At 56.0% G+C, this 24755-nt stretch carries 20 protein-coding genes and 1 riboswitch; of the genes, 14 read left to right on the forward strand and 6 right to left on the reverse strand.

All coding sequences use genetic code 11. The annotated features are described in order from the left end of the window. The first annotated feature begins 77 nt into the window (after positions 1-77). The 3 genes from GOX61_RS10490 to GOX61_RS10500 are packed head-to-tail and all read left to right on the forward strand — an operon-like array spanning position 78 to position 3851. Positions 78-2201: a family 1 glycosylhydrolase gene (locus GOX61_RS10490; protein ID WP_170333496.1), complete on the forward strand. Its 2124-nt coding sequence runs from the start codon at positions 78-80 to the stop codon at positions 2199-2201. A gap of 40 nt (positions 2202-2241) precedes the next feature. Further along, positions 2242-3168 (forward strand): carbohydrate kinase family protein, encoded by a 927-nt coding sequence (locus tag GOX61_RS10495; protein ID WP_170333498.1) that lies wholly within the window; start codon positions 2242-2244, stop codon positions 3166-3168. Positions 3169-3185: 17 nt separating this feature from the next. Continuing rightward, a complete protein-coding gene (locus GOX61_RS10500; protein ID WP_170333500.1) occupies positions 3186-3851 on the forward strand; it encodes a D-lyxose/D-mannose family sugar isomerase in 666 nt (221 codons plus the stop codon). 2 nt (positions 3852-3853) lie between these two features. Here GOX61_RS10500 and GOX61_RS10505 read toward each other — a convergent pair whose 3' ends face one another. Beyond that, positions 3854-5539, reverse strand: a complete 1686-nt coding sequence (locus tag GOX61_RS10505; RefSeq protein WP_170333502.1) for a hypothetical protein — start codon at positions 5537-5539, stop codon at positions 3854-3856. A gap of 303 nt (positions 5540-5842) precedes the next feature. Between GOX61_RS10505 and GOX61_RS10510 the strand changes: the two genes are divergently transcribed. The 7 genes from GOX61_RS10510 to GOX61_RS10540 all read left to right on the forward strand — a co-directional run bounded on the left by GOX61_RS10510 (position 5843) and on the right by GOX61_RS10540 (position 12445). Then, entirely contained in the window at positions 5843-7897 is a 2055-nt protein-coding gene (locus GOX61_RS10510) for an alkyl/aryl-sulfatase (protein WP_170333504.1), read from the forward strand. Between the two features lie 214 nt (positions 7898-8111). Then, positions 8112-8333, forward strand: coding sequence for a hypothetical protein (locus GOX61_RS10515; RefSeq protein WP_170333506.1), 222 nt, complete (start codon positions 8112-8114; stop codon positions 8331-8333). After that, positions 8330-8833, forward strand: coding sequence for a hypothetical protein (locus tag GOX61_RS10520; protein ID WP_174825260.1), 504 nt, complete (start codon positions 8330-8332; stop codon positions 8831-8833). Before GOX61_RS10515 ends, GOX61_RS10520 begins: the two co-directional genes overlap by 4 nt. 59 nt (positions 8834-8892) lie before the next feature. Continuing rightward, positions 8893-9099: riboswitch (cobalamin riboswitch) on the forward strand. A 241-nt stretch (positions 9100-9340) separates the two neighbouring features. Next, a complete protein-coding gene (locus GOX61_RS10525; protein ID WP_170333508.1) occupies positions 9341-9697 on the forward strand; it encodes a DUF1636 family protein in 357 nt (118 codons plus the stop codon). Next, complete coding sequence (locus tag GOX61_RS10530) at positions 9694-10470, forward strand: ABC transporter ATP-binding protein (protein WP_170333510.1); 777 nt, start codon at positions 9694-9696, stop codon at positions 10468-10470. The genes GOX61_RS10525 and GOX61_RS10530 overlap by 4 nt, the downstream gene beginning before the upstream one ends. Before the next feature lie 12 nt (positions 10471-10482). Continuing rightward, the gene (locus tag GOX61_RS10535; protein WP_170333512.1) at positions 10483-11433 is read left to right on the forward strand and encodes an ABC transporter substrate-binding protein; all 951 of its coding nucleotides are present in this window, start codon (positions 10483-10485) and stop codon (positions 11431-11433) included. Between the two features lies 1 nt (position 11434). Next, positions 11435-12445, forward strand: a complete 1011-nt coding sequence (locus GOX61_RS10540) for a FecCD family ABC transporter permease (protein WP_170333514.1) — start codon at positions 11435-11437, stop codon at positions 12443-12445. An 81-nt stretch (positions 12446-12526) separates the two neighbouring features. Here the strand turns inward: GOX61_RS10540 and GOX61_RS10545 are convergent, their stop codons facing one another. After that, positions 12527-13429: a LysR family transcriptional regulator gene (locus tag GOX61_RS10545; RefSeq protein WP_170333516.1), complete on the reverse strand. Its 903-nt coding sequence runs from the start codon at positions 13427-13429 to the stop codon at positions 12527-12529. A gap of 104 nt (positions 13430-13533) precedes the next feature. On the opposite strand from GOX61_RS10545, the gene GOX61_RS10550 reads away from it, so the two are divergent. Then, positions 13534-14457, forward strand: a complete 924-nt coding sequence (locus GOX61_RS10550) for a tyrosine-protein phosphatase (protein ID WP_170333518.1) — start codon at positions 13534-13536, stop codon at positions 14455-14457. 14 nt (positions 14458-14471) lie between these two features. Here the strand turns inward: GOX61_RS10550 and GOX61_RS10555 are convergent, their stop codons facing one another. Genes GOX61_RS10555 through GOX61_RS10565 form a run of 3 tightly spaced genes read right to left on the reverse strand, consistent with a single transcriptional unit; the run spans position 14472 to position 17555 of the window. Next, a complete protein-coding gene (locus tag GOX61_RS10555; RefSeq protein ID WP_170333520.1) occupies positions 14472-15437 on the reverse strand; it encodes a sensor histidine kinase in 966 nt (321 codons plus the stop codon). Further along, the gene (locus GOX61_RS10560) at positions 15425-16102 is read right to left on the reverse strand and encodes a response regulator transcription factor (RefSeq protein ID WP_155148504.1); all 678 of its coding nucleotides are present in this window, start codon (positions 16100-16102) and stop codon (positions 15425-15427) included. Before GOX61_RS10560 ends, GOX61_RS10555 begins: the two co-directional genes overlap by 13 nt. Beyond that, the gene (locus GOX61_RS10565; RefSeq protein ID WP_170333522.1) at positions 16080-17555 is read right to left on the reverse strand and encodes a DUF4153 domain-containing protein; all 1476 of its coding nucleotides are present in this window, start codon (positions 17553-17555) and stop codon (positions 16080-16082) included. Before GOX61_RS10565 ends, GOX61_RS10560 begins: the two co-directional genes overlap by 23 nt. 174 nt (positions 17556-17729) lie before the next feature. Between GOX61_RS10565 and GOX61_RS10570 the strand changes: the two genes are divergently transcribed. Then, positions 17730-20036 carry a Tex family protein gene (locus GOX61_RS10570; protein WP_170333524.1) on the forward strand — a complete coding sequence of 769 codons (2307 nt, stop codon included), beginning with the start codon at positions 17730-17732 and terminating at the stop codon, positions 20034-20036. Between the two features lie 50 nt (positions 20037-20086). Here the strand turns inward: GOX61_RS10570 and GOX61_RS10575 are convergent, their stop codons facing one another. Beyond that, the gene (locus tag GOX61_RS10575) at positions 20087-21346 is read right to left on the reverse strand and encodes a replication initiation protein (protein ID WP_170333526.1); all 1260 of its coding nucleotides are present in this window, start codon (positions 21344-21346) and stop codon (positions 20087-20089) included. Between the two features lie 581 nt (positions 21347-21927). On the opposite strand from GOX61_RS10575, the gene GOX61_RS10580 reads away from it, so the two are divergent. Then, the gene (locus GOX61_RS10580) at positions 21928-23313 is read left to right on the forward strand and encodes an AAA family ATPase (protein ID WP_170333528.1); all 1386 of its coding nucleotides are present in this window, start codon (positions 21928-21930) and stop codon (positions 23311-23313) included. Further along, positions 23306-24373: a ParB/RepB/Spo0J family partition protein gene (locus GOX61_RS10585; RefSeq protein WP_170333529.1), complete on the forward strand. Its 1068-nt coding sequence runs from the start codon at positions 23306-23308 to the stop codon at positions 24371-24373. Before GOX61_RS10580 ends, GOX61_RS10585 begins: the two co-directional genes overlap by 8 nt. The last annotated feature ends 382 nt before the right edge of the window (positions 24374-24755 follow it).

Here is a 24755-nt window from a genome sequence, read left to right on the forward strand (position 1 = left end):
AGTTCATAGAACTGGAGTTTCGATGATTGAACTGTTAGATGGTAGCGCAATCATTACAGCCCCAACAGGTTCCGAACATGAATCTCACCCGTACCGACTTTCCCAAAGATTTCCTCTTTGGTGTGGTCGCCTCTGCCAATTCGGTTGAACATCATGTCCCCAGCATCTCTGAAGGAGCTGCCGATCGCTTAGGCCACCAATCCCAGGAATTTGATCTGGTTCAGTCTACAGGGTTTGATGGCTATCGGTTCCCGATCAATTGGGCTCAGGTGCTGCCCGAGGGCAAAGGCGGGATCAATCAGGCGGGGCTGGATTTCTACGACCGTCTGGCAGATGCGCTGTTGGAGCGCGAAGTACGTCCATGTGCCACGCTCTTTCAGCGCAACCTCCCACTCGCCATCACTGATCTTGGCGGTTGGCGCAATCCAGATGTTGCCAACTGGTTTGCTGATTTTACCGAAGTGATCATGGGTCGGATCGGGGATCGTATGTACAGCGTTGCCCCAATCGACGAGCCTGAGTACATCAGTTTGCACAGCCATATCGAAAGCTGCAAACCGTCCGGACATCCCGACATACGCGCCACTGCACGTACCATGCACCATGTGTTGCTGGCGCATGGGTGCGCTATTCAGGCGATGCGCGGTTTGGGCATGTCCAATCTGGGTGCCATGTTCGATATAGATTGGATCAATGCGTCGGTTGACCCTTCAGAAACAGCACCGACTGCTCTTTTCAGCAACGAATTCTGCAAACGTTTCATTCTGGGTGGCGTGTTCCACAGGGCTTATCCCGAATCCGTGCTGGAAGAGTTGGAGCCACATTTGCCTTCAGGTTGGCAAAACGACCTGGAAACGATTGGTACTCCGATCGATTGGTATGGGCTGACCTTTGGCGCTCAGAATCAGACTACTTCATCGGATACGGCCATACATACCGACAAAGACATTTCCGGTGCACTGTCACAGGTCCTGACCAGAATCCGCAAGGATTACACAGGTGATCTGCCGATCTATCTTACCGACGACAATGCAACGAATCCCACGGGTCAGCGTTCCGATAGCCTGTCTCAACATCTGAACGCTATGCTGGGAGCTGTGAAGCAAAACCACCCGATCAAAGGTTGCTTTCTTGGGCCGATGGCAGATCCTGAAAACCTGAAAACCGTACTCACAAAAGTACAGCCCGTTTCCCTGCCGTTGTCTCAGCCGGCGGGCGCCATGCATGAACACTGGAACCTGGTCGCCGACATCGGCGGAACCAATACAAGGCTTGGCGTTGTCTCCAATGGCCAGCTTACCGACCTGCGGAAATACCCGACCGGAAAGCTGCCCGATTTGCTGGCAGCACTACATGATTTGCGTGATGAGATTGGCACCGATCCACGCGCTGTTGTCGCTGCCGGGGCCGGACCGGTGAAGAACGGAACCATCCGCTTGACCAACGCCCATCTGGATTTGTCAGAGGATGAACTGGCCAAGGCAACGGGCGCTCAACATACTTACGTCATCAACGACTTCACCGCCGCTGCATGGTCGGTAGCAGAAATCACCGCCGCGGATGTCGAGGTTTTGCAGGGTGAAGCCACCCCACCCAAAGGCACGCGACTGGTCGTCGGCCCCGGCACCGGGCTTGGGGTCGGGGCGCTACTCTATTCTGAAGGGCACTATCACACCGTTTCCGGCGAAGGTGGTCATATGGGGCTTTCCCCCCGGCATCGTGATGAGGTCGAGATCTTTGAAGCCGCCCGGCAGATCGCCCCGGAGTGTTTCTTTGACGACAGCCTGACGCTTGAGGCTGAAATGTTCCTGAGCGGAACCGGACTGCCAATCCTGTATCAGGCTGTCACGATGGCTGGTGGCAAGGCCAAAGAGAGCTTGCGAAATGCCAAGGATATTCTGCACGATGCCCGGGAGGGATCGGATGAATATGCGGTCCGGGCGGCACATATGTTTACCACCCACCTTGGCGCGATTATGGGGGATCTTGCGGTCGCACTTGTGCCCGCCGGGGGTGTATTTCTTGTTGGCGGCGTTGCTGAGAAAAACCGCTGGCTGTTTCAGGATGACTTTCTGGCAGCCTTCAACGCGGGCGGACGGTTCGATGATCTGAGGCGTTCGATGAACCTTTACGTTTCAGAGCAAGACGAATTTGGCATTGTTGGCGCTAACAATTTCTGTAAAAATGCGCTCGCACACTAAACTCGTCACCTGAAACCCAATAGAATCAAAGGAGCCCGGCATGATCTTATGCTGCGGTGAAGCCCTGATCGACATGATCGCCGCACCTACGGTTTCAGGCGAACAAGGCTTTGTGCCTCATTCGGGCGGTGCCATCTTCAATACTGCCATCGCGTTGGGGCGTTTGGGTGTGCCGACCGGAATGCTGACCGGTCTTTCCACGGACATGTTCGGCACTCAACTGGCAGAAGCTTTGCAGACAAGCCACGTGGATACGAGCCATGTAATTCGCTCAGATCGGCCAACGACATTGGCGTTTGTGCAGCTACAGGATGGTCAGGCACGCTATAATTTTGTTGATGAAAACACCGCCGGGCGGATGCTGCGACCTGATGATATGCCCGATCAATTGCCAGCGGTCTCTGCACTCTATTTTGGGGGGATTAGTCTGGCCTGTGAACCCTGCGCCGATGCTTATGCGTCTTTGCTGCAGCGACATGGGTCAGAGCGTGCTGTCATGCTGGACCCGAATATCCGACCGGGTTTCATCAAGGATCAAACCCGCTATCGCACCCGGCTGAACGCCATGATCGCACAAGCTGACATCGTGAAGGTGTCTGATGAGGATCTGGACTGGATCATACCCGGCCCTGAAAGCCTGAACGAGAAAGTTCCACTATTGCTGCAGGCCGGACCAGCGGTGGTTATCGTCACCCGTGGCAGCGAAGGCGCATCAGGCTATCTGGCCGATGGATCGGAAACATCGGTTTCTGTAAAGGCGGTTCAAGTTGTAGACACGGTTGGTGCCGGCGACACATTCAACGCTGGTGTTCTGGCCGAGCTGGACCGCTCGGGCCATCTGACCAAAGCAGGTTTGCGGGCTATGAAGCCGGCAGACCTGAATGCCGCGCTCACCCTTGGGGCCGAAGTGGCAGCAATCACCGTATCTCGCGCCGGGGCAAACCCGCCATGGGCGCACGAGCTCTGATAAAGACGAGACCAGAAATGAAACGATCCGAGATCAATCGCATCAAGGCCGAGGCACAGGCTTTCATCCACTCCTTTGGCGCAGTCCTGCCGCCATTTGCAGACTGGTCGCCGGATCTGATGCGCAGCGAACAGGCCGCCGGAATTCGCGAACGCAGCCTTGGCTGGGATATCACGGATTACGGGCAGGGAAAGTTCGACGAACTGGGTCTGTTTCTGTTCACCCTGCGCAACGGCAATGAGAAAGACCTCAGCGAAGGCCGCGGTATGCTTTATGCCGAAAAACTGCTGATTTCGCGCGAAAACCAGCTGTCGCCCATGCACCGTCACATCGTCAAAGCCGAAGATATCATCAACCGTGGTGGCGGCGATCTCGTGATGGAGATCTACGCATCTGACGCGAAAGGTGGGATTGATCGCGACAATCCCGTGGTTGTGCCAAGTGATGCCTGCCCGGTGACCATCCAGCCCGGAGAGCATCTGCGCCTGAAACCCGGTCAAAGCGTGACATTGATGCCCGGTATCTGGCACGCCTTTTGGGCGGAACAGGGCGATTGTCTGATCGGCGAAGTTTCAACCGTCAACGATGACCGCACCGACAACGTGTTCGAAGCTCCGATACCTCGTTTCGCCAACATCGAAGAGGATGCCGAACCCGATTTTCTGCTGGTGGCGGACTACTAGGGTCAGCTGCCCAATCCGGCGCTGTTCAGGCTATCCATCAGCTTGCGTTTGAATGGTTCATCCAGCTGCCAGATCGAAAAAATGTCAGGTGCTTTGGCCGCGATGTCCGGCTGCAGTTCCAGTAATCTGTCCAAAGCAGTCTTAGCTTGCTGCTGGTCCCCGGCCTCGACACTCAGGGCCGCGCGCCAGAGATGTGTCCAGAAAAATCCGGGCATATCGATCCGGTCGAGTACGGTCAGAGCATCTTCGTACTCACCTTGATCGAACAGATAGAACACGCGTGGAAAATGATACCAGTGTGGATGTACGGGGTTCAGCGCAATGGCCCGATCAACAATGGCCAGCCCCTCATCCCAGTCATTCCCAAACGCCAGCCGCATCCCGTAATGGGCCAGAACAGCCGCGTCGTTGGGATTGAGCGCAACCGCTGCCTGACCGGCCTGTTTGAACCCTTCGATATCACCCGTGACAAATCGCATGTTCGCCAACATCAGATGACCCGCGGCCAGATTGGGATCCGACTGAATCGCCTTGCGCGCAGCCATATCCGCTGACGCAAGAATTTCAGCTCGATCCCCCCCAAGGTTGAACCGGATCTGCTGCAGATAAAGGTTCGATAACACAGCCCAGGCTTCGGCATAACCGGGGTCTTGTTTCACCGCATTCTGAATGCAGGCCAGTACGTCGCCGTGCCGCTCAAGATTGATGGTGATCTGATAGCTGTAGTAATCCAGCACACAATCATAGGCATCGCGATTTCCCGGCGGCGTACGTGCAGCGGTTTGCATCGCGCCCTGCGTCAACAACCCATACTTTCCGGCCAGCTGACCAGTCACATCCCGAACAATCTGATCCTGAGCCGCATAGATCTCGCCCGGGGACTGCCCGACCGTGTAGGAGCGCACCCAGGAATAGCGCCCCTCATTCAAATCGATCAGACGCGCTGAGAGGGTGACTTGGTCTCCGGTTTCCAACACTGACCCTTCCAGCGCGAAATCCGTCCCGAACTCGTCCCGCAACTGTTGCGGGTCCATCTCCTGCTGGCGATACCGGCTGACAGTACCCAGCGGCAATATCCAGAGATCGCGAAACCGAACCAGTTCGGTGGTCAGCTGTTGCGTAATACCATCTGCAAGCGTTTCCTGAGCATCATCTGGTGATGTGAAGGGAAGAACAGCGATGACCGGTCCGTTGGGCAATTCCGGATCGCGCCCGGTCGCCAGAGTGTTCTGAACCACTGCAAACAATATCAAACCGAGCAGCAGCCCGAAACTTGCGACGAGATATGGCCAGCGAAAACGCTGTTCGGGTTCGACGCTCGTGTTCGGATCATCCTGCGAATGGGGTTCTACGATTTCCACGCGCTCAAATCGGGGGGAATATCCACCCTTTGGGATCGACAGCCGGATCGGGTCATTCCGTCCCGGGCCCGCATAATAGCCGTCAATATCCTGACGCAACCGGCGCGCCTCGAGCCGGACAACCGGATCGACCTGCTGGTCGAAACTTGCGTCGCGGTCAAAGACCGACATGGCGATCGAAACGCCTTTGATCTGATCCGCGCGCCCCGCCAAATACTCATCGACAACATAGGTCAGGAATGCCCGGCGTTGCGGTGTCGCGGCAAAATCCGGGTGCTTCAGTAAGCGCGAAAGCTGTTCGCGGATGTCCTGTTCCGAAATTGTCACTCGTCAGAGCCCCAATACTAAAAGCTTTTAAAACCGGTGAGTTACCGTGTGCGATCAACGGCTCTTACTCTGTTTACCTCGCAGGTAGCAACATGTTCGCACTTCACGGAACGATGCGGATGGCTAGGACAGGTGGACTGTTTGCCAATTCGGCGAGCTTCAAGGGGTCAAGGAGAGCGCCTGAATGTCGGCCATCATCGCCACCGACGCAGCTACGTATGCCGAATATACGCGCGGCGACGCCCATTCTTTTTCTGCCCCATACGTATTCTGACACCACCATCCACAGGAGCCGTTCCAAATATGGCACGCCGAAACTTTTTGGTACTGACAACCGCGCTGCTGGGCTTCACTGCCAGCGTCGCGACCGCGCAGGAACATTTTGACCCCAAGGGCAAAGCGCCCTCGCGCTTCACCGTCGAATTTCAGGAGTTGATGCGTGACTCTCTGCCGTTCGAAGATCAGCGCGACTTTGAAGAAAGCAGCAAGGGCCTGATCGCCGTCCCCGACTACCGCCAGATCAAAACCGAAGACGGCACTGTTGCCTGGGACATCGGCAGCTATGACTTCCTGCTTGAGGAAGGTCAGGAATTCGACTCGATCCACCCGTCGCTGCAGCGTCAGGCAATCCTGAACATGAACTATGGTCTGTTCGAGATTCTGGATGACAAAATCTATCAGGTCCGCGGTTTCGACCTGTCCAACATTTCGTTCATCCGGGGCGACACTGGCTGGATCATCTTTGATCCGCTGGCTTCGAAAGAAACAGCTGCAGCAGCGCTGAAACTGCTGAACGACACGGTCGGCGAACTTCCCGTTAAGGCCGTAGTCTATTCACACTCGCATGCCGACCACTATGGCGGCGTTCGTGGTGTCATCACTGACGAAGACGTTGCAAACGGTGTCGAGGTCATCGCGCCGGCTGGCTTCATGGAACATGCGGTGTCCGAAAACGTCTATGCAGGCAACGTGATGAACCGCCGCCTGTTCTTCCAATACGGCGTGCTGCTGCCGCGTAACCCCTATGGTCACGTGGATCAGTCGATCGGCAAGAACATCTCGGCCGGGACCACCGGCCTGATCGAGCCAACCCGCTATGTCTCGGACGACTATGAAGAGATCACCATTGATGGTGTCCGCATGATCTTCCAGAACACTCCCGGCACCGAAGCCCCTGCCGAGATGAACACCTATTTCCCCGACCTCAAGGCCTTCTGGGCGGCGGAAAACATCACCGGCACGATCCACAATATCTACACCCTGCGCGGTGCACTGGTCCGCGATGCGCTGAGCTGGTCTAAGCACATCAACGATGCGTTGTACGAGTTCGGCCAGGAGGCAGAGGTGATGTTTGCTTCTCACTCCTGGCCACGGTTCGGCAATGACCGCATTCAGGAAGTGATGCGGGCGCAGCGCGATACCTATGCCAACCTCAACAACGGCGTTCTGAACCTCGCCAACAAGGGTGTCACCATCAATGAGGTGCACAATGTCTATGAGGTACCGGAAAGCCTGCAGCAGCAATGGGCGGCGCGCAGCTATCACGGTTCCGTCGAGCATAACAGCCGTGCGGTTATCAACCGATACCTGGGGTATTGGGATGCTAATCCGACCACGTTGACACCGCTTTCGCCTGAAGACAGCGCTCCGTTGTTTGTCGAGATGATGGGCGGTGCCGAACCGATCATGACGAAAGGGCAAGAACTGGTCGATGCCGGGAAATATCTGGAAGCGACCGAGATCCTCAACAAACTGGTTTATGCCGAACCGCAGAACCAGGCCGCCAAGGACTTGCTGGCGGACGCCTTCGAGCAGATCGGATACCAAAAGGAAAGCCCGTCGGTCCGAAACTCATTCCTTGGTGCGGCCTATGAACTGCGCAACGGTATCCCGCAGGGCGCCACCATCGAGACTACCGGTCCGGATACGATCAAGGCGATGCAAACCACCATGTGGCTGGATTTCCTTGGCATCCGCGTCAACAGCGAAAAAGCGGCAGACATGGAGTTCACCATCAACCTGTCGATTCCGGATCGCGATGAAAACATTGTGGTTGAAATGAGCAACGCCACCCTGACCCATATCGTTGATCAGACCGCGGAAAACGCCGACCTGTCGATCAGTCTGAACCGCGCTGATCTGGAAAAGGTCATGACCGGCGAACGTAAGCTGACCGACATGCTGGCAGATGGAACCGCCAAATCTGAAGGCGATACCGAGATCGTAGCACAACTGGCCTCGACACTTGATCAGTTCGATCTTGGCTTCGAACTGATGCCGGGCACCGGCGCGCAGGATCTTACCCCTGAAGCGAATGACTTTGCCCAGCCTGCGCTCGCGAATTCCAACGGCGGCTGATAACCCCATCAGTTAGCTGACCCAGGTTCGCAGGGTTGGCTTTCGCCTTGGAAGGCGGGTTTTCCCGCCGGAAGACGGACCGTCGCAACCGGTCCGTCTTTTCCTTATTGCTTTTCCCGACTATTTTTGTCAGTTTAATCCCGACCTAGTCAGATTCTCTGGATTCACGCCCGGTCACCGCCCTGCCCGACGCTGACCAAGAGACAACCAGATAATGACAAAATCGCTTGCTGACCTGCTGGCCATGGATGCTGTTGCCAGCCGACATGGATGTGCATTGAAACCGAAACTCCGCGAGGCCATCGAAGCCAACCTGAGGTTCCCTGCACATGCCACCGCACCCCGCCCGGAAACAGAGCTGACCGCAGATGAGCTGCCAGAAAACGTGCTCAGCCTCTCGGCGCATTCCCGAAATTCTGAAAGGAAGCGCGCATGAGCTTTTCAGTCTATGGATCAAACGGCGACAGACCAGCTGCGGGCAGACCAGACTTCGATGATTTTGAGCTGGGACTGTTGCCTGTCATGCGGCACTTCATCCTCAGCTTTGCCGATCCCGATACACAATCGTGGCAACACGCCTATTCCACGGCCATCGAACGCTGGGGCGTTGATCAGGGCCTGAGCATTGCGCATCTGGTCTATAAAATCGTCAAGGTCACATTGTATTGCCGCCCGGCGGGGCTGGCCTTCAACGACCCGCTTTGCCTTGAACAGCGTGGGTCACTGACATGCGATGAGCTTGCGCTGATGAAGATGCTGCATCACATGCGGCGCGACAACACGCCCGAAGCGCGCGATGCCGTCAACCTTGTTACAGGCGGCTATCCGGATGCCCATCTGATTCAGGCTGGTCTGACGCTTGCCAATCGCTTTCCGAACGGTACCGATCGACGCGGCGACACCTTCCGCCGGCCGATGCTTCGGGTCGTGAAGTAAAAACCTATCCCTGCGTTGCCCAAGCCTTCAGCTGGCGCTTGACAACGCTATCGACACCAGACTAGCTGACACGAGATGGTTCCCGACGGTTTGCCCGAGGGATGAAAATGGGAATACGGTGCGGTACGTTCTGCGTACCAATGCCGTGACTGCCCCCGCAACTGTAGGCGGAGAGCGAAGCCAAAAGACCACTGGCCCAAAGGCCGGGAAGGTTGGCCAAGCATCGACCCGCGAGTCAGGAGACCTGCCATCAGATGTTTAACCAACCCGGGGCGGGGCGTCCTGGAAGGAGGCTTTGATGGCGCATAATCTGCGTGTGTACATAAACGGCACCTTCTGTCCGCACTTGGCAACAAGTGGAGCGGACCATGCCGGAAGCAACTGAACCCTTCGCTTTGTATTTTCATAACCAGCAGCGGCACAGCATCGCAAATCCGAGCTGCAATGAATTTTCTGTAATGTTATTACATTGTTTATCATCCGGATTGTCAGTAAGTGGAGCGCGCAATGCCAGAAAACTCTGATCATTTCCTGTTGATTTGCGAGACCTGTCAGGGCTCGGACAGTGCCGATGCGCTTCGAACGGCGATTGCGGACAAGCTTCCGTCCTGCTTCGCAATCCGAGGGGTTTCCTGCATGGCTGGCTGTTCACATCCTACGACTGTTGGCTTTCAGGCAGCGGACAAAGCGCAATACCTGTTCGGTCGCATTAGTTCAGCGCAGGACATTGAAGCGCTGGCCGCGTTTGCCTGGCAATATCAGGACAGCGCTGACGGCTGGACCAATGCTACGGACAGACCCTCTGCCCTTTACACCAAAACCTTGTCGCGCATGCCGCGCATCTTGTCTGGAGGTCAGGCATGACATTTCTGGTTGCCGAAAATCTCGAGTATTATGCATTGAACGGTGATGTGCTGCTGCAGGGTGTGTCCTTTGATCTGGACGAGGGATCAGTACTGGCCATCGCAGGCCCGAACGGCGCAGGCAAAACCACCCTGCTGAACTTGCTATGTGGTGTCGAAACCATCGCGCTCGGGGATGTACTGATACGCGGTCAAAGCCTGCGATCGCTATCGCCTCAGGATCGCGCCCGGACCATCGCTGTTGTAAGCCAACAAGAGTTGCCCGATGGACGGTTACGACTGAGAGATTACGTTGCCTTGGGGCAGATTCCCATCAAAGGCGACCGATCTGCAGATGAACATAAACAGGCATTGGACAGGATATTTGACCTGACCGAGCTGCATCATCTGGCAGGCAAGCAGATGTCGACCCTGTCCGGAGGCGAGCGTCAGCGCGCGCATATTGCGCGCGCTTTGGCCCAAAACCCGTCGCTGCTGTTTCTGGACGAACCCACCAACCATCTGGATCCCGACGCCAAGGGGCGCATGCTCTCGCTGGTCGCCGATCTTGGTATCACCGTGGTCATGATCGTCCACGACCTGGTCATGATACCAGAATTCGCCACCCATGTTGCGTTGATGAAATCCACCCGACTGACGGGTTTTGGACCGGTCAGCAACATCCTGACGCCACAGCGCGTGCGCGAAACCTTTGGCGTCGAATACCTGTGTTTTCAACACGAAGACCGGGTGATCCCCGCACTCGACATCCGAAAAACCAAGCTTACAAACTGACAGGAGCTTTCCATGAACGTGAAACTCTGGCCCGTGGCGCTGATCATCGGCCTCGCCACCAGTGCGGCCGCACATGAGGTCACCGTAGACAATTGCGGCGAACCGCTTGTTTTTGACTCAACGCCCGAACGGTTGGTCGTACACGACATGAACATGACCGACATGGCCTTTGCGCTTGGCCTGCAGGACAAGATCGTTGGTCTGACCGGTATCACCGGATGGTACAAGACCAGCCCGGAATTCGACACGCTGCGCGGTGACATCCCCGAGCTGGCGCCGAAATACCCCACTGTCGAAAATCTGGTAGCGGTAGAACCCGATCTGTTCTTTGCCGGGTGGTATTATGGCATGAAGCCCGGCGGCGAAGTCACTCCGGACACGCTGGCCCCGTTCGGTATCAAGACCATGGTCCTGACCGAAAGCTGCGTACACCTGAACAAGGACCTCCCCGAAGCCAGCATGGACCTGTTGTTCGATGACGTTCTGCGTCTGGGCAAAGTCATGCATGTTGAGGACAAGGCCGAAGCACTGGTCGATGGCTGGAAAGGCCAACTATCCGCCATCGAAGCCAAAACCGCAGATCTGGCGAAACCCCGCGTCTTCCTTCTGGATGGCCCGGCTGATGCGCCTTTTACCGCGGGCAAGTTCGCGATCCCTGACGCGATGATCACCGCCGCTGGTGGCGAAAACGTAACCCATGATCTGGACACCAGCTGGGGCCGCACCTCGTGGGAGGCAGTCGCCGCCACGAACCCTGAATTCCTGGTTCTATTGGACTACCAGACCGGCAACGGTGCCGCGGATACCTTCAAATTCCTGCAAGAGCATCCGGTGATGTCCCAGACTGACGCAGTCAAGAACGAGCGCTGGATCGGTCTGCGCTACGAAGAGCTGACACCGGGACCGGCAAACATCGAAGCGATCGAGAAAATGGCGCGCGAAATGCACGCCGAGATCAACTGATATGGGCCCGTTGGGCCGGACAACACTGCTGGGGGCGACCGTTCTGGTCGCCCTTTTGCTGGTGTCGACAATCTACGGCACCACGCCGATCCCTGTTGCGGACGTCCTGACCGCCATCTCGCTTGGCACTGGTATCAGCGAAGGCGACATGTCCCCGCTGCATCGGATCGTGTTCGACCTGCGTTTGCCACGTGCTCTTTTCGCTGCGGTGATCGGCGCGGGTCTTGGTGTGGTCGGGGTCGTGCTTCAGACCACCACTCGAAACGATCTTGCCGACCCGTTTCTGTTCGGCCTTTCCTCTGGCGCTGCCGCGGGTGCAGTTCTGGTCATCACCGTCACTGGTGATGTTCTGGGCATCTGGACCTTGCCGCTTGCAGCCTTTTGCGGTGGTCTTATCGCATCCGGGGTAGTTCTGGCTTTGGTGCAGAGCTTACGCACAAGTGCACCGGAAAAACTGATCCTTGCCGGGCTTTCGGTCTCATTCCTGTTCTCGGCAATTACCAACTATCTGATCTTTGCCGGCGACAACCGAGCAGCCCATTCCGTGATTTTCTGGATGCTGGGCGGGCTTGGACTGGCGCGGTGGGAAACCTTCCCTCTTGTCCTTGCAGGGTTTGGCCTGATCCTAGCCTATGCACTCTATCGCAGCCGATGGCTGGATGCGCTGCTGACCGGAGACTTCACCGCTTCGACTCTGGGCATACCTGTCAAAGGACTGCGATACAGACTGTTCTTTGCAGCAGCCCTGGCGACGGCAGCGTTTGTATCTGTGGCGGGCGTGATCGGGTTCGTCGGCCTTATGGTCCCGCACATTGCACGCGGTATTGCCGGGCCACTTCACAAGAACCTGTTGATAACGGCGGCGCTTGTAGGAGCCGTGCTGCTGACCCTCTCGGACATCCTGTCCAGACTTCTGCTGGCACCACAGGAACTGCCCGTGGGTATCGTGACAACATCGATCGGGTCGCTCTTTGTGTTCATTTACCTGTTCAGATCAGGAAGGCGTGGCTGACCGGTTGAACCGGTCACATGGGATGATTGGCGACCAGCGGGTGTTCTGTTGCAGACCGCCTGCTAAGTCGGGGGGTCACGGCTATCTTCTGCCAACCTGATGATCACCTATCCAGGCGCGCTGATCCCAACTGCTGATCTGTTCAATTGCCCATCTCATGACAGGTCCATCCACCCACGGGTTCGAGGTCAGAAAATCAACGGTTTTCAGGATCGCATTCTGCGCAAACGCATAGTCGATCACTTTCAGTTCGCCATTCAGCACATCACGCTCGACCGTAGTAACCGGGAGCTCGGCCCAGCCGAGACCATCGCTCACCAACTGCTTGCGAATATCCGGATTTACGGACACGCAGACATCCGGGCTGAAGTGTCGTTTGCTTGACGATGGCAGCCCTTCCACGATCTGCCGGTAACAGGCCAAATCACTTCGGCTGACACGTTTCTTAGCTGCCAGAGGGTGATCGGCACGGCACACCGGTACAATTCTTTGAAACCCGATTCCCCGGCTTTGATAATGTCGTTCCCCTTCCGGTGCCTGAGTTACAAATGCGCCATTGGCCTCGCCACTCTCGACCGCATTCAGGATCATGTCCCTTGGTCGCTGTTCGATGCTCAACTCGATCCCGGGAAAGGTCTCGGACAGTTCTGCAATTAAGCTTCTGACCCGTTCGACCAGCAACCCATCCTCGACATAAAGTGAAAAACTAGGCTCCATCGCACCGTTCAGCGCTTCTGCCTGACCACGCAGGGCGTCAACGCTTTCCAGCACTGTTCTGGCATGTCGCAGCACCGAGATGCCCTGCTCAGTCAAAACCGGCCGATAGCCTTCTCGATCAAAGAGCGGCAGATTCAGGTCAATTTCGAGATTTGATATCGTCGTGCTGATGACGGACTGAGCCTTGCCCAGATTACGTGCTGCGGCAGAGAATGAGCCACAGTCGGCGGCGGCAACAAACGCGCGAAGCTGGTCGATATCAGACATTAAAAACTCCATCATAAATTACGATAGAGTTTAACTTTCTATATCACATATGGGTCTGGTTAAAGGGCGCGGAAAGATTCTGCATTGCTGTGAGGACAACACAAATGAGAACGCCCCCTCTTCTGGTCATGGGTGCAGGAACACTGAGCCTGCTTACCCTCGGGCACATGGCTGCTGCACAATCGCCAGCATGTCAGACTTCGCTGGATATTGATGTGCCGGCCGAGTGCGAGACCATCCCTGTGACCCACCCCGTTGATGGGCTCGGGAATTTTCGGCAACTGACCACACCCGACAACGGGATCAAACCAAATCTGCTATTTCGTTCGGATCAACTGGATGAGTTGTCCGAGGACGCAGTTTCAGAACTGACCGCCATTGGTATTGAAACCATAGTCGACCTGCGTTCGCATGAAGAGCTGGAAACCCACCCGAACACGCGGCTTGATACGGTCAGTTTTGATGTCAATCTGCCAATCGGCTCTGATCCCGCTGACATAGCCAAGATCATGCCGGTCGAAGTTGCAGCGCAGATCCGTCCCTTGTGGTTCGATGGCAAGTTCGACGAAATCGATCAATTACTGGATGATCATAACGTAGACCTGCCGCAGGTACGGATCGATCGCTACCGGGATTTTGCGACCAAATTCGATCCCCAGGTCTCACGTTTTCTGCATCTGCTGACCGATGATCAGAACTTCCCACTGCTTTTTCACTGTGCCGGAGGCAAAGACCGGACCGGATATTTGGCGGCGGTCACTCTGCTGACGCTGGGCTATTCCGAACAGGATGTGATGCGCGATTACCTGACCACAAATCTCTATACCTTCGACGAACTGGAACAGTTGGTTGGCAAAGGCCCTCAATCGCTCCAACCCGCATTTGGGGCCCATTCCGAGCAGATCCAGGCGTCGCTGCAAACCATCACCGACAAACACGGTTCATTCGAGGCCTATCGTCGTGATGTTCTGGGTATCAGTGACGCTGAGGTTCAGATGATCCGGCAGAACTTGCTAATCCAGAATTGATCAATAGGCGTGCTTCAGACGTCCGGAAACCGGATCTCAAACCGGGCGCCATGATCGGTCGAAACCAGATCGATCCGGGCACCGTGTGCGGCCAGCAGATTTGAGGCAATGTTCAGACCCATTCCTGTGCCACCCTGCTCACGCGCGGTGGTGAAGAATGGCGCAAAGATACGGTCCCGGTTCCCTTCGGAAATGCCGGGGCCGTCATCCTGCACGATTACCCGCCCCGGGGTCGAGGTTAGACTGACCCGCCCTGCCCCATGGCGACGCGCATTGTCCAATAGCTGCCCAAACACCACTTTCATGCCCGAAATGGCCAGGGGCTGCGGCACCTCAGCACCATCAATGGTTAACTCAATTTCAGGAAACTCATCGCGCAGGGTGGCTTCCAGCTCTGCAAGTGTTGTTTGGCCGTGATGCTCGGGCACACGAGACGCGGCGACCTGATTCAAAGCGCGCAACTGGGTCTGCATCTGATCGTTGGCACCGATGATCTGATTTAGAACAACGTGATCCTGATCATCCAACCCTTCTGCGTCCTGCAGCAATTCTGCCGCGGCGCGCACGGCTGTAACCGGCGTTTTCAGTTCATGCGTCACATGGTCGGCGAAGTTGCGGATCGACGCCTCGCGCCTCTGTAGCGTAGCCGCCATATCCAGAACTGATCCCGCAAGGCGAGATAGCTCCTGTGTTCCGTAATGACCCGGTGGCGAGGCAGGTTCGCCCTTGTGCACAGCGGATGAATACTCAGCCAGTGCAGTTATCGGCCTTAACAACAGACGTACTAGCAAATATCCCAGAAATGCGGTGGCCAGACCAATCATTACGGCAAGAAGAATTGCAGCGTTGCGAAACCCAATCTCGGGGCCAAGATAACGCAGGGCAATCAGGCCAAGTAAAGACAAGGCCAATGTTCCGGCCAATCCTCCGCCCAGAACCAAACCCAGAGATGGGCGCCATTTACGCCTTAGCCTTGCCATTGACCCATCCGCAACCCGATGCCGTGCACGGTTTCAATCGCGCTTGCCCAACCCTGATCCCCCAGCTTGCGACGCAAATTTCGCAGGTGACTGTCGAGCGTACGGTCCGAGACAGGGCTGCCTGAACCATAAATCGCATCGATCAGTTGCGGCCGCGAAACAATTGCCTCGGGCGTTTGCATCAAGCGCCGCAGGATCGACAATTCAGTTGCGGTCAGCGTCAGGGCTTCACCTTCTACCTTTGCCGAATGCCCTGTCGGGTCTAACTCAAGTGGTCCATAGCGCAGAACCGTTGCAGCACCACGGACTGTACTGCGCTTTAAAATGGCTTTGATCCGCGCTACCAGCTCACGCGGACTGAAGGGCTTGGTGACATAGTCATCGGCGCCGAGTTCAAGTCCCAGCACCCGATCAATCTCATCATCACGTGCGGTCAGAAACAGGATCGGTACGTCCGACCGCGCACGCAGCCTGCGACAGACCTCCAACCCATCCAGCTCGGGCAGGCCAACATCCAGAACAACCAGATCAGGCGCCTCTCGCATGGCATGGGTCAGGGCCATCTGCCCATCACGCGCAGTAACGACCTGGTATCCGGCGCGCTCCAATGTGATGGAAACCAGCTCGCGCAGGCGCGGGTCGTCATCCACGACGAGGATTTTCATAGCCAGTCTCCGGTTTCAATTCAGCGTTCAGACTACGGCTCACCCGATCCGCGCGAAACCCCCATTCCCGCCAGTTGGCAATATGCGGGGGATAGATCGTGCAACCCGTCGGGCGAGGAGAGGCCGCGATCTCGGCCGAGGCCATCCGACCCAATTGGCAAACATAGTACTCATCGTATCGCTCGGTGTGGCGTAAGTTTTCACGGGCGATTACAGCGGCGAAATTCACAAACGAACACGCATAAAGGACCGCAAGTCCAAGGGCAGCGGATCGCAGCAGCAACCATCTGTTGGACCGTCCCTTGAGGATTTGCCATGCAGTCAGGCAAAGCCCCGCCGCAACAAGTCCCATCCAGATCGCCGCATGGATGCGCAGATAGGTCAGACCGTATTCCTGCACATAGATCGACAGGCGCAGGATCGACGAAATCACCAACAATACGTTTTGCCCCAGCCAAAGCATCATCCAACCGGTCAACCCTTTGCGCTCGGTCAGATATGGCCGCGCGGCCAGTGCAAATGCGCCAGCAAGCAAAGCAGTTACCAACAGGGGGTATGCCCCACGATGGGCATATTCCGCATGGCTCATACCGTCGGGCAATTCGACATTACCCCACAGGAAAAAGGCATCCATTACGGTCTGAACCGCCAGCATCAGATTGAAGAGGATTAATGCATTCGCCACGGATTGCGCGTTCAGCCCAATCGCCGGCAGTTTTCGCTGTTTGGCGGGTCCGGACTTCGGTGACAGTATTCCCGGCTGGGATGCAACCGCCAGGACAGGCCAGATCATTATCGCAGTGCCAATCCAGAACAGCACCCGCTCAAACCGGATATCAAAACTCCAAAGACCATCCACCCATTCAGACAGAACGGGATTCGCCGACACCATCAGGCTCGCCAGAACCAGAGCGCCCCCAATCGGAAAGGCCCAGGCCCGCAGAAACTGCAGACCAATTCTGTCCTTGTCGGGCAATGCCTGACCACTGCGAAGCGCGCCGATCAATTGCCAGATAGCCAGAATAGGCCACAGCCCCAGAAACCGGCGGACGGCAGCGCCCAGATCATGCCTGCTGCCCAAAACAGCCCAGCACAGCGCCACTGTCGATCCGCCAATCAGAAAAGCGATGGACAAGGCCTGCACATATTCCACAACAGGCAAAACGCTAAGGATCAGAAGCAAAGCCGGACCAAAAAGACCTGATCGCCGACCCAGCAATACCCAAACTAAACCCGCAACAACCAGCGCGAACACTGCCAGCGAAATCCCCGGCGCATAGTCCAGAAACAACACATCTGCCAATGCAACCAACAGCGCAAGCGCACCGCCGGCAAGTTTCTTGTTCGGACCTGTGGTCCCATCAGACCGGTCCGGGGATTTTTTCGGTTCGTCCAGCCACCAACTGTCCTGCAACACCGAGGCCGGAACGCCCCGTACAACATACTGTCCCATGATCTGCTCCTTTTTTGTGCGATCATGTCTGGCCCGAACAGGTGCAGATCACCGCGTACCGGTCGTGCAGAATCTGTGCAGAAGGCGAATTTTCTCTTGAGCCGGGCAGATGCTCTTTCCCTCCCCTGCCCTGCTGGCTAAGAAGTTCTCCCAACCGAATTTCAGGAGGCCCCTTTGGATCGTATCGCCCGCACTATCGCCACGGAAATCAACGCGCGACCCGAGCAGGTGGGTGCCGCAGTCAGGCTGCTGGATGAAGGGGCGACCGTGCCTTTTGTCGCGCGTTACCGTAAAGAGGTAACGGGCGGGCTGGATGACAGCCAGCTACGAACGCTGGCTGACCGCCTGACCTATCTGCGAGAGCTTGAGGCCCGGCGTGAAACGATCCTGAACTCGATCAAGGATCAGGGAAAGCTGACCGATGATCTGGTCAAATCCATTGCGCAGGCTGATACCAAAGCGCAGTTGGAAGACATCTATCTGCCCTACAAACCCAAACGCCGCACCAAGGCCATGATCGCGCGCGAAAACGGGTTGGAGCCGCTGGCAGATGCAATCCTGAATGACCGGTCGGCAAACCCCGAAACGATGGCCGAAGCCTACGTGACCGAAGCGGTACCAACCACAAGGGACGCTCTGAACGGTGCCCGGGATATCATCACCGAGCGTCTGACAGAAAACGCGACATTGCTGGGCGAATTGCGGAGCTTCATGCAAAGCGAAGCCCTGCTGACCTCTAAACTGATCGAGGGCAAAGACAAAGAAGGCGCCAAATTCAGCGATTACTTTGAACATTCCGAGCTATGGGCAAAGGTTCCCTCTCACCGCGCACTGGCAATGCTGCGCGCGTCGAAAGAAGGGATTGTGACGCTGGATATCGCGCCGGAACCCGAGGCAGGCGCGGCAAGGGCTGAAGCCATTGTTGCCTCTCATCTGCAGACGCGCAGCGATCAGCCGGGTGATCTATGGCTGCGCAAAGTGGCAGGCTGGACCTGGCGGGTGAAACTGTCGCTGTCGATGATGGTCGAGCTGATGGCTGATCTGCGCTCGCGCGCGCAAGATGAGGCAATTCAGGTTTTCTCTCGTAATCTCAAAGACTTACTGTTCGCCGCCCCTGCCGGGGCACGCGCCACGTTGGGCCTGGACCCCGGTATTAGGACCGGAGTGAAAGCAGCAGTGGTCGATGCAACCGGCAAAGTGGTCGCGACGGATACATTGTATCCATTTCAGCCCAAGAACGATCTGCGCGGGGCGCAGGCTGCTATTCTGAACCTGATCAGCGCTCATAAGATCGAGCTGATTGCCATCGGCAATGGCTCTGCCAGCCGCGAGACAGAGCGGCTGGTGGCAGACACCCTCAGCCTGTTACCTAAAACGGTGAAAGCGCCAACCAAAGTTGTCGTGTCCGAGGCCGGTGCCTCGGTCTATTCAGCCTCAGAACTGGCGGCGCGTGAATTCCCGGATCTGGACGTGTCCCTGCGTGGTGCTGTGTCCATCGCCCGGCGCCTGCAGGATCCTCTGGCAGAACTGGTGAAGATCGAGCCCAAGTCGATCGGTGTCGGTCAGTACCAGCACGACGTGGACCAACATCGCCTGTCACAATCGCTCGAGTCAGTGATCGAAGATGTGGTGAACGCTGTCGGGGTCGATCTGAACACGGCTTCAGCTCCCCTGCTCTCTCATGTCTCGGGTCTTGGCCCGGGTCTTGCCGAAGCAATTGTCACGCATCGCGATCTGAATGGCGCATTCGGATCACGCAAGGATTTGCTGAACGTGGCCCGACTTGGACCACGCGCCTTTGAACAATGTGCGGGCTTCCTGCGCATTCGCGACGGGGCCGAACCGCTGGACGCCTCTTCGGTTCATCCTGAAGCCTATGACGTTGCACGACGAGTTGTCGCTGCCTGTGGACGCGATATCCGCCAGATCATGGGGAACGACGGTGCACTGAAAGGGCTTCGCGCCGAGCAATTTGTAAATGACACATTCGGGCTGCCAACCGTGCGGGACATCTTTGCCGAGCTCGAGAAACCAGGTCGCGACCCTCGCCCCAGTTTTGTGACCGCCTCTTTCACGGACGGCGTCGAAGAGATCACGGATCTAAAGCCCGGAATGGTGCTGGAAGGGACAGTCACAAATGTCGCCGCCTTTGGCGCCTTTGTGGATATTGGCGTTCATCAGGACGGTCTGGTTCACGTCAGCCAATTGGCGGACCGGTTCGTCAAAGATCCGCATGAAGTGGTCAAAACTGGGCAGGTTGTCAAAGTCAGCGTTGTCGAAGTGGACGTGCCTCGCAAACGCATTGGGCTGACCATGCGCAAGGACGGTGGTGCATCTGCACGCGAGGATCAGGCCTCTCGCGGGCCTAAGAAGCAACATGCGCACTCAAAACCACGATCATCACAACACGCAAAATCTGGACATAATGCGCAGCACAGCGCGCTTGGTGACGCGCTGCGCGACGCATTCAAAAAGCAATAAAGGCTGGTGACAACGAAACCCTCTGCCTTTCCTGCGCCAGAGGGTTTCTTTTACTGGAATGCGTCCGGTTCCAGTTCTTCCCAAAAATCAAATATCGCCGATGCGTTCAATCCGGATCGCCAACCATGCGCCCGAAAATGTTCACGGTCCAGCTCATCATTTAGTCCCGCCATGAACAGCCGCTTGTCGGCGTCCCTTTGTGTGGGGTTTCGCCGCGAAACCAGTTCCTCGACGATCGAAAGTTTACGCGCCCGTTCTGTTCTTTCAGCCGCCCGTGCATCAAAGGCCTGATCTTCTTTCGCCTTTTCTTCAGCGCGCTGGCGCGCGGCGGCAATTGCTTCGGCGCTGGGTTCTGGTGGTGTTTCTTTTCCGGGCGCCTGATAGTCGTCACGCAAAGCAGCCGACAGATACCCGACCGTCGATTTCACGTCCCCCTGCCCCGTCACATAGTCGAGCTTTTGCTGCACATAGTCTTCCCCATGCTCAGCTATCCACTGACGTGCCAGACGATCCGAAACACCCTGTTTGCGCAGCGTCTTGTAGACATCCAGATTGCGTACGCCATCGCTGTCATCAATCTCGAACATCGCTTTTTGCGGATTGCCTTTGATCCTAAACCGAATGTCCGTGACACTGCGGCCCTTCTTGCGGAACTCAGGCTCGATCAGAATGTCCGAACTTTTGTTCACCTCGGCTACTGCTGTCTTGATGATCTTGGCATTGAGGTGTTTGAAGCTGGCGTAGTAGTCACTGCCATCCACCCCCATCAACTTGCGGAACACATCAAGCGCCCACCATCCGGTCGAGCCTGTGCGGACAAACCGGTAGCAGTTTTCATAAAGGGCCAGCCCGTGCCCGGAGCTGAAGTTACGCTGAATGTGCACATTGATGAGTGCGTAGATCTTTGGGTCATACAGCTTTTGCGCCAAGGCCGGAGAATACGCATATTCACACACGCCATTCTTAAGCTTGGCAAAGCTAAGGAGCGATGACACTCCCCATTCCTGTTTGCCCTGTTCGTCGAGCATATCCCACTCTGCCACGGTTTCTGCCAGGGCTCGCAAGCTCGCGCGGAGCGTATCGAAATCATTCGAGTTGTAGCCGACCATCATTGCCAGAGTACGAGCATCGATCGTATGCGTAGTCGCAGAGGTCAGCGCATCATAGGCATTGAGTAGCAACACATTCGATAGCTTTCGCTGCAACAACGAAAGCTTGCCGCTGATGTGAATCGCGGCAACGTTCTTCTTCACCGTTTCCCGTCGCAATGCGCCGGAAAGGTGGTCCATGTCCAATTGTGTATCTGGCATGATTCTGCCTGACTGCTCGTTTTGGTATTTGTGGCACAAAAGGTACCCATGGATCAATCTTGTTTGGGTGCCCAAATACAGGATGAAGCAAATCCCGCAAACAGGTACCTAAGAGTCAGCGAGGCAGAGTTATCCCCAGGCTGGGACCTGAATAAGAGTTCGAGCACTCAAATCAGCTTCGACTAGTGGATCAGATGCCGCAACAATAGACCCTGAAACGGTAATATTTCCAATGTCCTGCGAATCGGCACCCTTGCTACTGGATTCTGGCACTCTAGCACCTGTATCCGGGTACCATTGATCCTGTATTCAGGTACCCTTAAGACCGTATCTTGGTACCGAATTTGGCATAACCAATTGTTTTAATTAACTAATAGTATGCCAAATATTCTAAACTATCTAAAGATAATAAACGATTTGTTCGCTTGTGTTCTTATCTTTTTGAATGGTTTCGTGGCGAAACCTGGCTAAGGGCGCTTCTTCTGTGGAAAACTCTGCATTCTAGGATAGCTTCGAAGCGAAATGTTCGCTACATTGCCCGATATACGCCGGTAAGGCGAACATTATCTGAGGCATCGACAGTGAACAAAAGCACCCAACCTCCCCTGCCGCCCTATTTGAATCTCGATCCCGAGATTTCAGCGACGAAGTTACCTGATCCTATCGGGACTTCTCGATTCGCTAAAGCCGCGGCTTTCTGCGCCAAAGGGCGCGAAGATCTTGCCCGGCGCGGCTATGCCCCTGACGGCGAAAAGCGCCTTCGCCGTTTCTCAATCTGGGAAATCACCAAGTACCTTATCCCCGTCGCGCCAGCACATCTGCGCCGCGTTCTGAAAGCAAATCCCGATTTGCCACAAGGCGAAGGGGAAGCGGGTTCCAAATGGTTTACGCTGGAAGAGGTCCTGACACTCAGGCGCCACTTTGCAGCTGAAGGTGTCAGCACCAAAGAGTATCTTCCTTATCGGCCTGAAGGTTTGCCAGCCAAGGTTGTAGCTGTCGCCAATTTTAAGGGCGGCGTAGGCAAAACCTCAACAGCTGCACATCTGGCTATGTCCGCTGCGCTGGATGGCTACAAGGTTCTGGTGATCGATCTCGACAGCCAGGGTTCTATGACATCCATACTTGGGGGACGGGTCGCAGATGAATGGCAGACGGTCTTCCCCTTGATCGCCAAGGATTATGCGCGTGCTGTGCAAGAGGAAAACCGCGTTCGGACCGCCGCTGGTCAGCCCGAGATTCCGTTGGATGAGACATTGCAGGAGGCACTGACCACACTGCCCGGCGATGTCATCCAGAAAACCCACTGGCCTAATATTGATCTGATTGGCGCTCAGCTGAACCTTTACTGGGCTGAATTTCAGATCCCGGTCTGGCGCATGGGATTGCGTAGCTGGCCGCTGTGGGATGGCTTGACGAACTTCCTGCACGATGAAGGTGTGCTGAATGATTACGACATCGTTTTCCTCGATACGCCTCCTGCTCTTGGGTACCTAACGATCAATGCGCTGGCTGCGGCAGACATTTTGCTGGTGCCGCTTGGGGCATCGTTTCTTGAGTTCGACTCGACCGGACGGTTCTTTGACATGCTCTATACCACCTTCGCCAGTATCGAAGATGGAGAGAATGCAGCGCAACGCGCGGCTGGTTTACCGGAACTAAAGTTCGAATGGGATGTAGTGCGTGCGATAATCACGCGGTTCGATGCAAGCCAACAGACGGACATGGCCAACGTAATTCAGGCGTATTTCGGAGATTTCATGAATGCCTATCGGCAGGATTATACGGCATTGGTCGGGCAGGCTGGCGAGCAGGTGAACGGCATCTACGAAGCAGACTATCGCGATTTCAACCGCGACACCTATGTGCGCGGGCGAGAAACCTTTGATCGGACCTATGCGGAATTTAAAGAGGTTCTGATCGGTTGTTGGTGGCGCGATGCTCAGATGGGAGGAGAGGCAGATGGCTAAACGCAGAAGACTGATCGCCCCGGATACGACTGAACTGGAACAGATGGAGGCAGGTTTCGCGACGAAACCCTCGATCAGCCCGTTTGAAACCAAGTCAACAACGCCGCCAATTGCCAAGGTGGCAGGTGAAGCCGCATCGCTGAATGGTATGGCTGCTGTGACAGATCGGGTCGCATTGGCGCAGGATCAGGGTGATGCCGCGCGCTGGCGCGATGCGCAGGACGCTGGTCTGGTTGCAGAAATGCTGCCGCTGGACCAAATCGACGCCGACTTTATTCGCCGTGACCGGATGGTTGAAGACGAAGAGGCGATGGCCGAGCTGCTGGAGTCGCTACGCGTTCACGGGTTGCGCACGCCAATCGAAGTCACCAAGGTGGATGATGGTTATGGCCTGATCTCGGGATTTCGGCGCCTTGATGCGTTTCGGCGTCTCGCCGAAACTGATCCGCGCTTTGCCGAGATCCCGGCCTTTATTCGCGAAGCTGGGACAGGGCAGGGCGCATATATCTCAATGGTCGAAGAGAACGAGCTGCGTGCAAACCTCAGCCCGTATGAGCGGGGACGCATCGCGGTTCTGGCAGCAGGGCAGGGGGTCTTCCCAACAACCGAGGCCGCTGTTGATGTTCTCTTTGCAGCGGCCTCAAAAGCAAAGCGATCCAAGGTGCGCAGTTTCGCAGTGGTACATGAGGCGCTTGGGGATTTGTTGCAGCATCCGATTTCATTGACCGAGAAAGCCGGTCTGAAACTGGCAGCGGCCTTGCGTGATGGTGCCCAAAGCAAACTGCGTGAAGCTTTGGCCGGTGCGACGGTTGCAGACCCGAAGTCCGAGTGGATGCTGTTGGAGGCGGCGCTGAAGGAGGCTCCTGAGGTATCCAAGGACAAAGCCAAGGGCGGTCGCCCACAACAGGTCCAGCGCATTCCCTCACAGGCATTGTCGGGCGGAGGTGACATGCGGGCCGAAGTGACCTCAGATGAGTTGCGTATTCGTATTCGAGGGCGATCGATTTCCGTCGAAGAAGCTCAAAAGCTATTGAATGAAATCGCCCGAAAGCTGAACTAGTTTCGTTGCGAAACCCAATAATGGCCTGCGGTCGGTCCTTCAAACGGTCAGCTGCAGGTCATCCCGGAAATGGGTACCTTATACGTGGTTTCCATGTGATCCGCAAAGTGATCGAATAATGCGCATTATAGGTCAGGGATCCCGACTTACAGAAAGTTAACAATGATGCAGTCACCACTCTTTCGATAGGGTCGATGTACTGCGTTAGACCTTTCAACCTGCTGAGAAAACTAAATCTCCTAGGGCTTATTAGCTTTCTCTTCTGGCCAGGTTCGAAAAGAGAGAGCATTTCTAAAGGCAATGCTGTCTCGGACCTCCAATGCTCATCAGATTCTATTCAACATAGAGGAGCAGTGCCTTCGCAGGTTGCCCATTCTAGCTG

The sequence above is a fragment of the Ruegeria arenilitoris genome, from assembly GCF_013030265.1.
Classification (GTDB): domain Bacteria; phylum Pseudomonadota; class Alphaproteobacteria; order Rhodobacterales; family Rhodobacteraceae; genus Ruegeria; species Ruegeria arenilitoris_E.

Coding starts and splice junctions, on each gene's coding strand:
- GOX61_RS10560 (WP_155148504.1), bottom strand. CDS start 16,102: ATGAAAATCCTCGTCGTGGATGACGACCCGCGCCTGCGCGAGCTGGTT.
- GOX61_RS10515 (WP_170333506.1), top strand. CDS start 8,112: ATGACAAAATCGCTTGCTGACCTGCTGGCCATGGATGCTGTTGCCAGC.
- GOX61_RS10565 (WP_170333522.1), bottom strand. CDS start 17,555: ATGGGACAGTATGTTGTACGGGGCGTTCCGGCCTCGGTGTTGCAGGAC.
- GOX61_RS10555 (WP_170333520.1), bottom strand. CDS start 15,437: ATGGCAAGGCTAAGGCGTAAATGGCGCCCATCTCTGGGTTTGGTTCTG.
- GOX61_RS10495 (WP_170333498.1), top strand. CDS start 2,242: ATGATCTTATGCTGCGGTGAAGCCCTGATCGACATGATCGCCGCACCT.
- GOX61_RS10525 (WP_170333508.1), top strand. CDS start 9,341: ATGCCAGAAAACTCTGATCATTTCCTGTTGATTTGCGAGACCTGTCAG.
- GOX61_RS10545 (WP_170333516.1), bottom strand. CDS start 13,429: ATGTCTGATATCGACCAGCTTCGCGCGTTTGTTGCCGCCGCCGACTGT.
- GOX61_RS10490 (WP_170333496.1), top strand. CDS start 78: ATGAATCTCACCCGTACCGACTTTCCCAAAGATTTCCTCTTTGGTGTG.
- GOX61_RS10530 (WP_170333510.1), top strand. CDS start 9,694: ATGACATTTCTGGTTGCCGAAAATCTCGAGTATTATGCATTGAACGGT.
- GOX61_RS10535 (WP_170333512.1), top strand. CDS start 10,483: ATGAACGTGAAACTCTGGCCCGTGGCGCTGATCATCGGCCTCGCCACC.
- GOX61_RS10550 (WP_170333518.1), top strand. CDS start 13,534: ATGAGAACGCCCCCTCTTCTGGTCATGGGTGCAGGAACACTGAGCCTG.
- GOX61_RS10520 (WP_174825260.1), top strand. CDS start 8,330: ATGAGCTTTTCAGTCTATGGATCAAACGGCGACAGACCAGCTGCGGGC.
- GOX61_RS10585 (WP_170333529.1), top strand. CDS start 23,306: ATGGCTAAACGCAGAAGACTGATCGCCCCGGATACGACTGAACTGGAA.
- GOX61_RS10500 (WP_170333500.1), top strand. CDS start 3,186: ATGAAACGATCCGAGATCAATCGCATCAAGGCCGAGGCACAGGCTTTC.
- GOX61_RS10540 (WP_170333514.1), top strand. CDS start 11,435: ATGGGCCCGTTGGGCCGGACAACACTGCTGGGGGCGACCGTTCTGGTC.
- GOX61_RS10575 (WP_170333526.1), bottom strand. CDS start 21,346: ATGCCAGATACACAATTGGACATGGACCACCTTTCCGGCGCATTGCGA.
- GOX61_RS10510 (WP_170333504.1), top strand. CDS start 5,843: ATGGCACGCCGAAACTTTTTGGTACTGACAACCGCGCTGCTGGGCTTC.